This window comes from Ruegeria sp. R14_0 (assembly GCF_017743975.1).
In the GTDB taxonomy this organism is placed as follows: Bacteria; Pseudomonadota; Alphaproteobacteria; order Rhodobacterales; family Rhodobacteraceae; genus Ruegeria.
The window spans coordinates 248,044-261,032 of the sequence record NZ_JAGHRC010000001.1; the positions used below are offsets into that span (position 1 = coordinate 248,044).

The 12,989-nt window shown below is 56.4% G+C and carries 15 protein-coding genes; 9 read left to right on the plus strand and 6 right to left on the minus strand.

Annotation, left to right across the window (positions count from 1 at the left end):
- Window positions 1–98: 98 nt before the first annotated feature.
- From lepA to J7416_RS01200, 3 genes are all read left to right on the plus strand, one after another.
- Window positions 99–1,898, plus strand: coding sequence for a translation elongation factor 4 (lepA, locus tag J7416_RS01190; protein WP_209222297.1), 1,800 nt, complete (start codon window positions 99–101; stop codon window positions 1,896–1,898).
- Window positions 1,899–1,931: 33 nt separating this feature from the next.
- Window positions 1,932–3,317: a hypothetical protein gene (locus J7416_RS01195; RefSeq protein WP_209222300.1), complete on the plus strand. Its 1,386-nt coding sequence runs from the start codon at window positions 1,932–1,934 to the stop codon at window positions 3,315–3,317.
- 305 nt (window positions 3,318–3,622) lie between these two features.
- Complete coding sequence (locus J7416_RS01200; RefSeq protein ID WP_209222301.1) at window positions 3,623–4,072, plus strand: hypothetical protein; 450 nt, start codon at window positions 3,623–3,625, stop codon at window positions 4,070–4,072.
- A 969-nt stretch (window positions 4,073–5,041) separates the two neighbouring features.
- Here J7416_RS01200 and J7416_RS01205 read toward each other — a convergent pair.
- Window positions 5,042–5,179, minus strand: a complete 138-nt coding sequence (locus J7416_RS01205; protein ID WP_209222303.1) for an entericidin A/B family lipoprotein — start codon at window positions 5,177–5,179, stop codon at window positions 5,042–5,044.
- Window positions 5,180–5,377: 198 nt separating this feature from the next.
- Window positions 5,378–5,719 (minus strand): metalloregulator ArsR/SmtB family transcription factor, encoded by a 342-nt coding sequence (locus J7416_RS01210; RefSeq protein WP_209222305.1) that lies wholly within the window; start codon window positions 5,717–5,719, stop codon window positions 5,378–5,380.
- Window positions 5,720–6,034: 315 nt separating this feature from the next.
- Here J7416_RS01210 and J7416_RS01215 point away from each other — a divergent pair, with 315 nt between their 5' ends.
- From J7416_RS01215 to J7416_RS01240, 6 genes are all read left to right on the plus strand, one after another.
- A complete protein-coding gene (locus J7416_RS01215; protein WP_170426621.1) occupies window positions 6,035–6,667 on the plus strand; it encodes an ATP-dependent Clp protease proteolytic subunit in 633 nt (210 codons plus the stop codon).
- 134 nt (window positions 6,668–6,801) lie between these two features.
- Window positions 6,802–8,067, plus strand: a complete 1,266-nt coding sequence (gene clpX, locus J7416_RS01220; protein ID WP_209222307.1) for an ATP-dependent Clp protease ATP-binding subunit ClpX — start codon at window positions 6,802–6,804, stop codon at window positions 8,065–8,067.
- A gap of 63 nt (window positions 8,068–8,130) precedes the next feature.
- Complete coding sequence (locus tag J7416_RS01225) at window positions 8,131–8,493, plus strand: RidA family protein (protein ID WP_209222308.1); 363 nt, start codon at window positions 8,131–8,133, stop codon at window positions 8,491–8,493.
- Window positions 8,494–8,572: 79 nt separating this feature from the next.
- Entirely contained in the window at window positions 8,573–8,956 is a 384-nt protein-coding gene (locus tag J7416_RS01230; RefSeq protein WP_209222310.1) for an NADH:ubiquinone oxidoreductase subunit NDUFA12, read from the plus strand.
- Between the two features lie 13 nt (window positions 8,957–8,969).
- Window positions 8,970–9,422 carry an outer membrane lipid asymmetry maintenance protein MlaD gene (gene mlaD / locus J7416_RS01235; RefSeq protein ID WP_209222312.1) on the plus strand — a complete coding sequence of 151 codons (453 nt, stop codon included), beginning with the start codon at window positions 8,970–8,972 and terminating at the stop codon, window positions 9,420–9,422.
- Window positions 9,419–9,787: a DUF2155 domain-containing protein gene (locus tag J7416_RS01240; RefSeq protein WP_209222314.1), complete on the plus strand. Its 369-nt coding sequence runs from the start codon at window positions 9,419–9,421 to the stop codon at window positions 9,785–9,787. The genes mlaD and J7416_RS01240 overlap by 4 nt, the downstream gene beginning before the upstream one ends.
- Here the strand turns inward: J7416_RS01240 and aat are convergent.
- The 4 genes from aat to J7416_RS01260 all read right to left on the minus strand — a co-directional run bounded on the left by aat (window position 9,742) and on the right by J7416_RS01260 (window position 12,970).
- Window positions 9,742–10,374, minus strand: coding sequence for a leucyl/phenylalanyl-tRNA--protein transferase (gene aat, locus J7416_RS01245; RefSeq protein ID WP_209222316.1), 633 nt, complete (start codon window positions 10,372–10,374; stop codon window positions 9,742–9,744). The genes J7416_RS01240 and aat overlap by 46 nt on opposite strands.
- A gap of 48 nt (window positions 10,375–10,422) precedes the next feature.
- A complete protein-coding gene (gene accC, locus J7416_RS01250) occupies window positions 10,423–11,772 on the minus strand; it encodes an acetyl-CoA carboxylase biotin carboxylase subunit (RefSeq protein WP_209222319.1) in 1,350 nt (449 codons plus the stop codon).
- Window positions 11,773–11,781: 9 nt separating this feature from the next.
- Window positions 11,782–12,282 (minus strand): acetyl-CoA carboxylase biotin carboxyl carrier protein, encoded by a 501-nt coding sequence (gene accB, locus J7416_RS01255; RefSeq protein WP_209222321.1) that lies wholly within the window; start codon window positions 12,280–12,282, stop codon window positions 11,782–11,784.
- A 151-nt stretch (window positions 12,283–12,433) separates the two neighbouring features.
- Window positions 12,434–12,970 (minus strand): helix-turn-helix transcriptional regulator, encoded by a 537-nt coding sequence (locus J7416_RS01260; protein ID WP_170426613.1) that lies wholly within the window; start codon window positions 12,968–12,970, stop codon window positions 12,434–12,436.
- Window positions 12,971–12,989 lie beyond the last annotated feature (19 nt).

Consider the following 12,989-nt stretch of genomic DNA (forward strand, 5'->3'; position numbering starts at 1 on the left):
TTTGGGTAAATGCGACAGGGCAGAAAGACAACATTGCGGCCTTTTCTGCAACGCTTCACCGCTTGACGAGGCCCCAATCTACGGACATATCCCGTTCCATGACAGACCTCGCTCATATCCGCAATTTCTCCATCGTCGCGCATATCGACCATGGCAAATCCACCCTTGCTGACCGGCTCATCCAAGAGACCGGAACCGTCAAGGATCGCGACATGAAGGAACAGCTGCTCGACAGCATGGATATTGAACGCGAGCGTGGCATCACCATCAAGGCCAACACGGTCCGCATCGACTATACGGCGGATGATGGTGAGCAATACGTGCTGAACCTGATCGACACCCCGGGCCATGTGGACTTTGCCTATGAGGTCAGCCGGTCGATGCGCGCGGTCGAAGGCTCTCTGTTGGTCGTGGACTCGACCCAAGGGGTCGAGGCGCAGACGCTGGCGAACGTGTACCAAGCCATTGACGCCGATCATGAGATCGTTCCGGTGCTCAACAAGATCGACCTGCCCGCGTCCGATTGTGACCGCGTGGCCGAACAGATCGAGGATGTGATCGGCATCGACGCGACCGATGCCATTCAGGTCAGCGCCAAGACGGGGCAGGGCATCCACGAAACGCTTGAAGCCATCGTACAGCAACTACCGGCACCGCAGGGCACTCTGGACGCGCCGCTCAAGGCGATGCTGGTGGATTCGTGGTACGACGCTTATCTCGGCGTCATCGTCCTGGTCCGCATCATGGACGGCACGCTGAAAAAGGGGATGCGGGTCAAGTTCATGTCGAACAACACCCTGCACCATGTGGACCGCGTCGGTGTCTTCCGGCCTGAGATGGAGATGGTCGACAGCCTCGGCCCCGGTGAGATCGGCTTTCTGACCGCTTCGATCAAACAGGTCCGCGACACCCGCGTCGGCGACACCATCACCAATGACCGCAACGGCACCGAGGACGCGCTGGACGGCTTTAAGCCCGCGCAGCCGGTGGTGTTCTGTGGCCTCTTCCCCGTCGACAGCTCCGAATTCGAAGACCTTCGTGAGGCGATCGACAAACTGGCGTTGAACGACGCCAGCTTCAGCTTTGAAATGGAAACCTCGGCCGCGCTGGGCTTTGGCTTCCGCTGCGGCTTCCTCGGTCTGTTGCACCTAGAGGTCATCCGCGACCGCATCGAACGCGAATATGATATCGAGCTCATCACGACCGCGCCGTCGGTGATCTATCACGTCTACATGAAAGACGGCGAAATGATCGAGCTGCACAACCCCGCCGACATGCCCGACCCGTCCAAGGTCGATCATATCGAGGAGCCGCGTATCAAGGCGACCATTCTGGTGCCCGACGAATACCTCGGCGACGTGCTGAAACTCTGCCAGGACCGCCGCGGCATTCAGCTGGACCTGACCTATGCGGGCACCCGCGCCATGGTCGTCTATGACCTGCCGCTGAACGAGGTCGTCTTTGACTTCTACGACCGCCTGAAATCGGTGACCAAGGGCTATGCCTCGTTCGACTATCAGATGACCGGCTATACCGAGGATAATCTGGTCAAAATGTCGGTGCTGGTGAATGACGAACCCGTCGACGCGCTGTCAACCATGGTTCACCGCGACCGGGCCGAGATGCGGGGCCGGGCGATGTGCGAAAAGCTCAAGGACCTGATCCCGCGCCATATGTTCAAAATCCCGATCCAGGCCGCCATCGGAGGCAAGGTCATCGCCCGCGAGACCCTGTCCGCCTTACGCAAAGACGTGACCGCGAAATGCTACGGAGGCGACGCCACGCGGAAGCGGAAACTGCTGGACAAGCAGAAAGCGGGTAAGAAGAAGATGCGCCAGTTCGGAAAGGTGGATATCCCGCAGGAGGCATTCATCTCTGCGTTGAAGATGGACAGTTGACCGCGTATTCTCTCTCTAGAAATGAGGGATATTATGAAGCAAGAAGAAAGCTTTACGGTTACAATTAAACGCAAAGAAGGCGAAAGCTTTCAATGCAAAATTGACTTTGCGGACGACGACGGAGAGCCCAGTTCGGGCAAAACCCTTCCGGGCGAGTTTAGGAAACTCTCAGACAATTGGACAACAACGTCTGTAAGTTTCTTTGAAGTAGTGCCTTTCTTGTCTGAAATCGGATACTTTTATGCCGACCGAGATTTCGAGCAAAAGACACAGGATTTTCTCGGAGAACATGGTACTCTAAAGTCCTCAGAACAGGAAGATGGTCTTACTGTACAGCAGTATGATGTTCCTTTCAGGGAGTTGGAGCTGTTCTCCAAAACTCTTGGTAAAATTAGCCAGCTACTAAAAACCGCCGAAACCCTAAAAAGATCTGCGCTAGGTTCTTTGGTCTCAGAGTATGAGGCTTTTTGGGTAGAGTTGTTGGCAATTTTAGCAAAAGTAAGACCGACCGCGTTTCTCGGTGATGAATTTGTTGTCACGGAAGCAGAGTTGACAGATTACGACTCTATCGAAGAACTTCGGTACGCAAAACTGCAACAGGCACTGGATGACATCCTTCACGGAAAATCACATATTGAAGTACTTGATTTCATAGGTAAAAAATTTGGCGTAAATCTGTTGTCTGATAAGAAACTAATTTCTGAGTTTGTTGAGGTCTGCCAAAGACGGCATCTGATTACCCATGCTGGGGCAAAAGTGAATAAGAGATATCTTAGGATTTGCTTAGAAGCTGGTTGTGATATTGAAACGTTGCCGAAATTGGGTGAGAACGTTACGATTTCACGAAAGTACTTGAGGCGCGCCACTGCAAGAATCTACCAAGTAGGCTTCTTTTCGCTCCATCTTTTATGGCAAAAGTTGCTCCGCGATACAGAAGGATCAGACTCTGCCGTCTTGAACGCTTCACACACATTTCTTGAAAATGATTTGACCAAGATGGCGCGTCGAATTTCCAAGTTTTCGCTGGAGCGGAAATCAAACCGGCCGCATAACGTCGTACACGCATACCTAATAATAAACCAAGCTCAAACCTATGCCTTCGATGAGTCGTTGGAAGATCGCGAAAGGATTGAGGGAGTTGAGAAATGTCTGTCACAGAGAGATTGGTCAATGAAATCTGCGCTGGTCGAACTTGTCCTTGCATGCCTCAGGAGGGAGTATGAAGGTATTGATGACAAAGTAGTAGCAGCGGCGACCGTTGGCGAACAATCGTTGGAATATCCCGACGTATTTACATGGAACGTTTTTCGAGAAGCCCGAGACAACTCAACGTTCATAGATGGAGTAACTAGGGCTTTTGGTTCCGTTGTATCGTTGGATGCAAATCGAAGCATAGCTCTTTCAAGTCCCGACACTTAGATTGCTTTAAGAGTGGCACAGCTCTGAATATTCCTCCGAAGTAGCCCGGCGGCACCGCCGGGCCGCGCCGACCCGCCCCCATAGGGCGGCGCGTTTGCGCCCCCCCTCGGGCCGGCGCTGCCCTTAGTTTTGTTGAACGACTGTCGGGTCAAGCGCTAGTCGGCTGCGTTGTCTAACGCCTATCTAAACCCTTCATGAAGTTTCCCTTAGGGAACTTGTAAGCCCGCAACCTCCTCCCAATCTGTAGCCCACAACAGAGATGTTCGCGTTTGAACCTCGAAGGGTCGCATTCAGGAGGAGAGACCATGACCAGATTTATGACTGCCGGAGCAGCCGCTCTGGCCACGAGCCTCACACTGGCCACCGCTGCGATGGCCGACACGCCTGATCTGCGTGGGATTTGGACAGCCAGCCAGACGACGGTCTCTCCGTCGAATGCGGCCACGGGGGCTGCGCCTCGGTTCAATCAGTCGGAATGGGTGCTCGAAATCCAGACCCAGCATGACAACGTGTTCTGGGGGCCCAGCAAGTGGCGCCGCAATGCCACCGACAACTGGACCATGTACGAGGCCACCGGTTCGCTCAGCCAGGATGGCTCGGGCCGGATTGGGATCGTCGAAAGCTCGACCGAACCTTCGATCGGTGTCAACGCGCTGATTGATGCGCGGTACGAAGACGGGAAGATCTATGCAGATTTCCGTAGCCTGCGGACCGGAACGACCTACAGCACCGTTCTGGAACGTCAGGTGAACTGAAGCGGTTCCGGCCCGGTCCGGCTGTAGGGGGTACTGGCTGCATCCGTGTTGCGGCGCGTAAAAAGTAATCCCGGTCGGGTCGGAACGCTTCTCAGGATTGAAACGCAGGTCTCTTCAGGGAGGAGACGGGTCAGACGGCGTGAATCTGCCAGCGCAGATGTGCCGTCCGACCCCGGTGCTGTTGTGTTGATTCGACCGGTTTCGCTGGTTCAATCACGCCAAGTTCGGCTTGCCGGGCCTTTGCAGGTGCAGAAAAAGACCCAAAACCGGGTCATTTGAACGGTTGCAGCCTTTTCCCGCGACAAGGCCGCCCCGATGTTGAGTTTCCCGAGTTATCCACAAAATCCTCCCGGCGGATATCAACACGTTATCCCCGTCTAATTTTCATGCTGCAGTGCTATTTTCTTGCCGGATGCGGGCCTCAATGTAACAGTTTAATCACCGCACAAGTTCTTAGGAACCTGGGCGGGACGCAAAGACCAAGGGGGTCAAGACAGACAAAGCGGATCTTAGGATTTTGCTTTATCTGAAAAGACTTACCGGTGGATGGTCAGTTGGTTTGGGTGTCAGACTCAGCCCCGTTGATCAGACTCTCAGAAGGTTGATGCGTGTTGCAGGGCACCTTGCGGTGTCGTGCAGCTGCCAAGGTCCCCTGCGGGACTAGGGCAACTGGATCGGGGCGTCCCTCGGGCGTGTCGACCCGGCAAGGCGTCAGGAGTATCCGCGAGGGTACATGCATGGACCGCGTCTGCGCACCTGACGCCTTTTCCTTTTCTGGAATACTTGGCCTGCCACTTTGCCCTCGACTTAAACGGGAACGGGGTTCTTGTGTTGCCACAAGAACCCCGAGGTCGTGTCAGAAATGCAATACCGCGTCTATGCACCTGTAGGGAACAGTGTACCCTGAACAGGGTCATATCTCAACCACATCTTGTGGCCAGCGGTGATTTGATCCCTAAATGCGGAAGGTCAGATGTTCTGTTGAACGTCGGTTGCCGCGTCTTGAATTGCGTCGCCTGCCTTTTCGATGTCCTTGCCGGCACCCTTTGCAGTTTCACATGCTGCAAGAGAAATCAGAGCCAGGCCAACCAGAATTGCACGGATCATCGGTACCTCCATTTGGTTTTTTGTTAGTCGTGGGTAACAGCTTTCTTCGGCTGTAACCAGTGTTTTGCCATGGTGATCCACGCATGCAACAAGCGAATGTCACAACGGCCTGATGGTCGCACACCGGATGCGTTATCTGCACCTCTGAGCGCACAACATGGTCTCCTGACTGATCCGGGAAAGTCAGGCTGATTTCTGTCAGCCTTTTTCGCCGTTGCAAAAAAGCTCGTACACCACTTCCAACATGCGGCGGGGGCGATCATCAGCCAGACGATAATAAATCGCTTTGCCTTCGCGCCGGGGAATCACAAGGCCTTCCAGGCGCAATCTCGACAATTGCTGAGATACAGCAGCCTGGCGGGCGGACAGAAGATCTTCCAATTCGGTTACGGATTTCTCGCCAGAGACCAGGTGACACAGGATCATCAGACGGCCTTCGTGACTGATTGCCTTGAGGAAATTCGATGCTCGGGTTGCGTTGCCAGCCATCCGATCGAAGTCGTCAGATGACATTTTTTGTGAAATCTGAGGCAGAGCCATTGTTATTTTCCTTTCGGGCCCGACGCCGGGCGCGTGGTGGTTTTTCTGAGTGGTCCGCTTTGACGCGGTGCGTTTTGCTACACTTTATGATCATGAATTTCTATATGCATGGATCAAAATGCTGTGATGGATAAAGGGGAACTTACCTGTAGACACGTCAAACCGACACTGTGAAGCAACTGCGCAGAGCCCCGTTGATGACGCATAAGCGGCGATATTTCCGGCACCCCTTGCAGCCCCCCCGTGCCGACACTAAGACTCGGGTAACGTTTCTTCGGGTAGTGTCCCGATCCATAGCAAAGCAGGCAGGTTCTCATGTTCGATCCCGTTGATACCTATATGAATACGCTCGTTCCCATGGTCGTCGAGCAGACCAGCCGGGGTGAGCGGGCATACGACATTTTCTCGCGCCTTCTGAAAGAGCGGATCATTTTCATCAACGGTCCGATTCATGACGGGATGAGCCATTTGGTCGTTGCGCAATTGCTGCATCTTGAGGCCGAGAACCCGAACAAGGAAATCTCGATCTACATCAACTCGCCCGGTGGTGTCGTCACCAGCGGTTTGTCGATTTACGATACAATGCAGTATATCAAGCCGAAATGTTCCACATTGGTAATCGGTCAGGCGGCCTCGATGGGGTCGGTTTTGCTGGCCGGTGGCGAGAAGGGAATGCGCTTTTCGCTGCCCAACAGCCGGATCATGGTGCACCAGCCCAGCGGCGGTTATCAGGGTCAGGCCAGCGACATCATGATTCACGCGGCCGAGACGCAAAAGTTGAAGGATCGCCTTTATGACATCTATGTGCGTCATACCGGCCAGACCAAAAAAGCTGTTGAAAAAGCCTTGGATCGTGACAACTTCATGAGCCCGGAAGAAGCGAAGGACTGGGGTCATATCGACGAAATCGTCGAAAACCGCGCCAAAATGGACGGTGATGACGCCTAGGATTAAGTCCCCGCGTCAACGGCGCGGGGAACATTTTTGAGATTGTAGCCGCCCCGGTGGTGGCCTAAGCTGCACCAACATGTGGCATACGCGGTTCGATACGGATCGCAGGGACGAAGCCCGAAAGGTAGATCATGGCGACGAATTCAGGCGGTGACGGCAAAAACACGCTCTACTGCAGCTTCTGCGGCAAGAGCCAGCATGAAGTCCGCAAGCTGATTGCCGGTCCGACCGTTTTCATCTGCGATGAATGCGTCGAGCTGTGTATGGACATCATCCGCGAAGAGACCAAGGCCAGCGGGCTGAAGTCCAGCGATGGTGTGCCCACGCCCAAAGATATCTGCGAGGTTCTGGACGATTACGTCATCGGTCAGGCCACCGCCAAGCGGGTTCTGTCGGTTGCGGTGCACAACCACTACAAACGTCTGAACCACGCCCAGAAGGCGGGCAGCGATATCGAGCTGGCCAAGTCCAACATCCTGCTGATCGGCCCGACCGGCTGCGGCAAGACCTTGCTGGCGCAAACGCTGGCACGGATTCTGGATGTGCCGTTTACCATGGCGGATGCAACCACGCTGACCGAAGCCGGTTACGTGGGCGAAGATGTCGAGAACATCATCCTCAAACTGCTGCAGGCGAGTGAATATAATGTCGAACGCGCACAGCGCGGCATCGTCTATATCGACGAGGTCGACAAGATCACGCGTAAGTCCGAAAACCCCTCGATCACGCGCGACGTGTCGGGTGAAGGCGTACAGCAGGCGCTGCTGAAGCTGATGGAAGGCACCGTGGCATCGGTTCCGCCCCAGGGTGGCCGCAAGCACCCGCAGCAGGAATTCCTGCAGGTGGACACCACGAACATCCTGTTCATCTGCGGTGGTGCCTTTGCCGGTCTGGACAAGATCATCGCGCAGCGCGGCAAGGGCTCAGCCATGGGCTTTGGTGCCGATGTGCGTGACAATGACGATCGCGGTGTAGGTGAGATCTTTAAGGATCTCGAGCCCGAAGATCTGCTGAAATTTGGTCTGATCCCCGAATTCGTTGGCCGTTTGCCGGTTCTGGCAACGCTTGAGGATCTGGACGAAGACGCTCTGGTCACGATCCTGACCAAGCCCAAGAATGCCCTGGTCAAGCAGTACCAGCGTCTGTTCGAACTGGAAGATGCGGAACTGGCCTTTACCGACGATGCTTTGAAAGCGATCGCCAAGAAGGCCATCGAGCGGAAAACCGGTGCACGTGGCCTGCGTTCGATCCTCGAAGACATCCTGCTGGACACCATGTTCGACCTGCCGGGCATGAAGAACGTGACCGAGGTTGTGGTGAACGAAGAGGCTGTCTCGTCCGACAAGCAACCGCTGATCATATACGCGGATGCAGCGGAATCAGCTTCGGCCGGTTAAGGTCCAACCAATTTACCAAACACGGCGCGGCACTGACCGCGCCGTTTTCTTGTGAGGAGTAGTATGGCGATCAAGCGCATTTCGTCCGGCGGTGAATTTGAAGCAAAAATCGGATATTGCCGCGCCGTTGTTGCCGGAGGTTGGGTCCACGTCGCGGGTACAGTGGGCCAGGGTCAAGATGTCATCGAACAATGCCGTTCAGCGCTTAGCACAATCGAAAAAGCGTTGATTGAAGCCGGTGCCAGCTTTGCGGATGTGGTGCGCGTAACCTATATGCTGCCGGATCGTTCAGAATTCGAAGCGTGCTGGCCTGTCCTGAGCGAGACTTTTGGTGCGAACCCTCCGGTTGCAACGATGATTGAATGCGGATTGATCGACCCAAAATTTAGGATTGAAATCGAAGTGACCGCCTTTCTGCCGGAATAGGGGGTGCGCTCCTTGTGACACTGGACCTTAGCCGGCCTTTGGTCCATATCTGCAAGTACAGAAATGCCGGAGGCAGCCGATGGGAATCCTGAACAATCTTTTGCGGGCCGTAACCTGGTGGAACGGGTCCACATTGAACACGCAGATTTTCACTGCGCGCAAGGGGATCAAAGTCGGTGAAGACGATGAAGGCAACGTGTTCTATCGCAATGCCGATGACAGCAAGCGCTGGGTGATGTTCAACGGTGAGGCCGAAGCCAGCCGCATCGACCCTGATTGGCATGGCTGGCTGCACCGCACTTGGGATGAGCCGCCGACGGACAAGCCGTTAAAGCACAAATCCTGGGAAAAACCCCATCAGGAAAACCTGACAGGTACCGCGTTGGCCTATGCGCCGGCGGGGTCTCTGCGCCGCCCGGATCCGGTTGAGCGCAAAGACTACGAAGCCTGGAGCCCGGAATAACACGAGGCGCACAATGTCGACCTACAATGCAACCGAAGTTCTGGTCGGTGGGGCCGTTCTGGCTTGCGCTATCGCTTTTGGCGTATATGCCAGCCAGTCCACGGGCCTGTCGCAAAACGGTTCCGGTTATGAGCTTGGCGCCTCATTCCGGTCCCTTGAAGGGGTCGGCGTGGGCACGGATGTTCGCCTGGCCGGTGTCAAGATCGGGACCGTTACCGGCGTGACCCTGAACCCGGAAACCTATCGCGCGGACACAACCTTTACGATCTCTGACGGCGTATTGGTCCCGGATGACAGCGCGATTATTATCTCGTCCGAAGGGCTGCTGGGCGGCAACTTTGTCGAGGTCATGCCGGGTGGCTCGCCGTTCTATTTCGAAGCCGGTGATCAGGTTGAGGATACGCAAGGTGCGGTCAGCCTGATCTCCCTTCTGGTCAAATTCGTTGCCGGAGACGGGAGCGAATGAAACGGTTTGCACTGATTGCCGCCGTGTTGGCTGCTACGGCGGCCACGGCTCAGCAAAAGGCGACTTCCGGTCCCGGAGCGATGCTGCGCGGGCTGGACAAGGTAAACGGGCAAACGGTTGATGTTGAGATGCGCAATGGCCAGACGCAGCCGGTTTTCGGCTTGGACGTGGCACTTGGCGATTGCCGCTATCCAGCAGACAACCCGACCGGAGATGCCTTTGCCTACCTGACAATTTGGGAAAAAGGCAAAACAGATCAACTGTTTGACGGCTGGATGATTGCCACGTCACCAGCCCTGAACGCGCTGGATCATGCACGTTACGATGTGTGGGTGATCCGCTGTATCACACCTTCGGCGGACTGACGCAGCTCAGCCTCAAAATCGGCGCTCGCGTTGAGCGCCTCTTCCAGCTCAACCCGATACTGCGTGCGAGAGATCTCGAGCGCGCCTAATGACGCCAGATGTGCGGTCAGAAACTGGGTGTCAAACAGGCGAAAACCGGTTTGGCGCAGGCGGTCGACCAGATAGGCCAGCGCAATTTTTGAGGCGTCCTTTCGGCGAGAGAACATGCTTTCGCCAAAAAAGGCGGCCCCCAGCGAGACACCATAGACACCGCCCACCAATGCGTCCTCTTCCCAAACTTCAAGTGAGTGGGCGTGGCCGGACCGGTAGAGTTGCTGATAAAGGTCACGCAACTCGGCATTGATCCAGGTGTCCGCACGATCAGCGCAGCCGTCGACCACCCCGACAAAATCGCGGTTGATGCTGATGGTAAAGCCGCATTTGCGAATTCGGCGTGCCAAGCTGCGCGAAATGTGAAAGCCATCCAGTGGGAAAACGCCGCGAAACTTGGGGTCGACCCAAAACAATTCTGGATCATCCCGATGCTCGGCCATCGGGAAGATGCCGATCGAGTATCCGTGCAGCAATAGTTCGGGGGTCAGGCTCATGCGCGATACCTTGAGACCAGAGCGCAAAGGCACTCTGGTCCCTGGGTTTTATTCAGCCATGTTCGCCGCAAGCCAGTGTTCCAGCCAGTGAATGTTGTAATCACCGCTGTGAATGTCGGGCTCTTGCAACAGCGCGTGGAACAGGGGAACGGTCGTGTCGATACCGTCCACGATCAGCTCACCCAACGCGCGATCCAAACGTGCCAAAGCCTCAGCCCGGTCGCGGCCCTGCACGATCAGCTTGGCAATCAGCGAGTCGTAGTAGGGCGGGATCGAATACCCGTCATAGAGCGCCGAATCCATCCGTACACCCAGACCGCCGGGCGCGTGATACGCGGTGATCTTGCCGGGGCAGGGCGAGAAGTTCGGCAGCTTTTCCGCGTTAATCCGAACTTCGATGGCATGTCCGTTGATCTCAAGATCGTCCTGACCGAACGACATGTCCTCGCCAGCGGCTACGCGGATTTGTTCGCGCACCAGATCAACGCCAAAGATGCCTTCGGTCACCGGGTGTTCCACCTGCAGGCGGGTGTTCATTTCGATGAAATAGAACTCACCGTTCTCGTAGAGGAACTCGATGGTCCCCGCGCCGATGTAGTTGATCTTCGCCACCGCGTCGGCGCAGATCTTACCAATCTTGGCGCGTTCTTCGGGGGTTATGCAGGGGCCGGGGGCCTCTTCAAAAACCTTCTGGTGGCGACGTTGCAGCGAGCAATCGCGTTCACCCAGATGGACGGCCTTACCCTTGCCATCGCCAAAGACCTGAATCTCGATATGGCGCGGCGTGGTCAGGTATTTCTCGATATAGACCTCGTCATTGCCAAAGGCGGCTTTGCCCTCGGCACGCGCGGTCATGAATGCGCTTTCCATCTCATCAGCAGTCTGTGCAACTTTCATGCCGCGACCGCCGCCGCCGGCGGTGGCTTTGATGATGACGGGATAGCCGAATTCTTCACCAATGCGCTTGGCGTCTTCCAGCGTGGGAACACCGCCATCAGAACCCGGCACGCAAGGCACGCCCAATTCCTTCATCGTGTCCTTGGCGGTGATCTTGTCGCCCATGACGCGGATATGTTCGGCGGTGGGGCCGATAAAAGTGATGCCGTGATCTTCGACGATCTGCACGAATTCAGCATTTTCCGAGAGGAACCCGTAGCCGGGGTGGATCGCTTGCGCGCCGGTGATTTCACAGGCCGAGATGATCGCGGGAACCGACAGATAGCTCTGCGGGCTGGGCGGGGGGCCAATGCAGACCGATTCATCCGCCATGCGCACATGCATTGCGTCGCTGTCGGCGGTGGAGTGGACGGCGACCGTCGCAATCCCCATCTCGCGCGCGGCGCGGATGACGCGCAGGGCGATCTCGCCTCGGTTGGCAATCAGGATCTTGTCGAACATGGGCGCGCCTTACTCGATGATGACCAGAGGGGTGCCGAATTCCACAGCGTCGCCGTCGCCCACGAGAACACGCTTGATGGTGCCCGACTTGGGCGCGTGGATGTGGTTCATGGTCTTCATCGCTTCGACGATCAGCAGTGTGTCGCCTTCGGAAACGGATGCGCCGACGCTGATGAAGGCAGGCGCGCCCGGTTCGGGCTGCATATAGACGGTGCCCACCATGGGTGAGGTCACGGCGCCCGGATGGCTGGCGGGATCTTCCTGCGCGGCGGGTGCTTCGGCGGGGGCCGCTGCGGCAGGGGCTGCAGCGGGTGCCGGTGCTGCTGCCGCCGGAACGGCGACCTGAACCGGAGCGGGTGCGGCCTGCGACATGCGGCTGACGCGCACATTCAGGCTGTCTTCCTCGCCATATTCACGCTTGACCTGCAACTCGGTCAGGTCGTTTTCGCGCAGCAATTCGGCCAGTGCCTTGATGAATGCCACATCCGCTTCGTGTTTGGTGTCTGTCATGAGTGTCCTCGACGGTTCCCCTTTGGCCCGTCTATTTGGTGCGGGCTTCGGCTTGATTACGCAGCGTTATAAGCTAAGCGCCCTGTCATGAAAAGCGCGTCCGAGCCTGTCAGATAGGGGTTTTTCTCAAGTTTTTGAGTAGTGAGCGGGTTCAGAGTGGCATTCCCGAGAGTTTTGCCACAAGTTCCGGTAGTTTACGCGCGCCGAACTTCTCCAATAAGCGGGCCCGATACGCCTCGATCGTGCGGTAGCTGAGGCCAAGTTCAACGCCGATTTCCTTGGCCGACAAGCCGCGGCACGACATGATGGCCACTTCGCGTTCCCGGGTTGTCAGCTCGACCAAGGGGCGTTCTTCCGAGATGTCCGAGAAGCTCCAGATGCCGTGTCGAAACGGATCATCGGGCGTCAGCGACCGACCGCGCGCCCGACACCAGAACAGATCGCCATTGCGGCGGCGCATTACGCGTTCGTCGGTGTAATACCCAGTGTCGCGCATCACCTGCAGGCTGCGCTCGCCGATCCGTTCCCAATCCGCGACCGAGGGGTAGAGGTGCAGCAACGGCATGTTGCGATACTCTGCCTCTTCCCCGCCAAAGGTGCGGGCGAACTGCAGATTGCAGCGCCGGATGATGCGGTTTTCCAACTCGACCAGTCCTATGGGGGCATATTCGAAGGCGGGGTCGCTCATCCGGCTATCGTGCAGGGAT

What these genes read in the sequence shown, in the direction of transcription:
- mlaD (WP_209222312.1), top strand. Translation starts at nt 8,970, where the DNA reads ATGTCGACCTACAATGCAACCGAAGTTCTGGTCGGTGGGGCCGTTCTG.
- J7416_RS01260 (WP_170426613.1), bottom strand. Translation starts at nt 12,970, where the DNA reads ATGAGCGACCCCGCCTTCGAATATGCCCCCATAGGACTGGTCGAGTTG.
- J7416_RS01205 (WP_209222303.1), bottom strand. Translation starts at nt 5,179, where the DNA reads ATGATCCGTGCAATTCTGGTTGGCCTGGCTCTGATTTCTCTTGCAGCA.
- J7416_RS01225 (WP_209222308.1), top strand. Translation starts at nt 8,131, where the DNA reads ATGGCGATCAAGCGCATTTCGTCCGGCGGTGAATTTGAAGCAAAAATC.
- J7416_RS01215 (WP_170426621.1), top strand. Translation starts at nt 6,035, where the DNA reads ATGTTCGATCCCGTTGATACCTATATGAATACGCTCGTTCCCATGGTC.
- accB (WP_209222321.1), bottom strand. Translation starts at nt 12,282, where the DNA reads ATGACAGACACCAAACACGAAGCGGATGTGGCATTCATCAAGGCACTG.
- J7416_RS01195 (WP_209222300.1), top strand. Translation starts at nt 1,932, where the DNA reads ATGAAGCAAGAAGAAAGCTTTACGGTTACAATTAAACGCAAAGAAGGC.
- J7416_RS01240 (WP_209222314.1), top strand. Translation starts at nt 9,419, where the DNA reads ATGAAACGGTTTGCACTGATTGCCGCCGTGTTGGCTGCTACGGCGGCC.
- clpX (WP_209222307.1), top strand. Translation starts at nt 6,802, where the DNA reads ATGGCGACGAATTCAGGCGGTGACGGCAAAAACACGCTCTACTGCAGC.
- accC (WP_209222319.1), bottom strand. Translation starts at nt 11,772, where the DNA reads ATGTTCGACAAGATCCTGATTGCCAACCGAGGCGAGATCGCCCTGCGC.
- lepA (WP_209222297.1), top strand. Translation starts at nt 99, where the DNA reads ATGACAGACCTCGCTCATATCCGCAATTTCTCCATCGTCGCGCATATC.
- aat (WP_209222316.1), bottom strand. Translation starts at nt 10,374, where the DNA reads ATGAGCCTGACCCCCGAACTATTGCTGCACGGATACTCGATCGGCATC.
- J7416_RS01210 (WP_209222305.1), bottom strand. Translation starts at nt 5,719, where the DNA reads ATGGCTCTGCCTCAGATTTCACAAAAAATGTCATCTGACGACTTCGAT.
- J7416_RS01200 (WP_209222301.1), top strand. Translation starts at nt 3,623, where the DNA reads ATGACCAGATTTATGACTGCCGGAGCAGCCGCTCTGGCCACGAGCCTC.
- J7416_RS01230 (WP_209222310.1), top strand. Translation starts at nt 8,573, where the DNA reads ATGGGAATCCTGAACAATCTTTTGCGGGCCGTAACCTGGTGGAACGGG.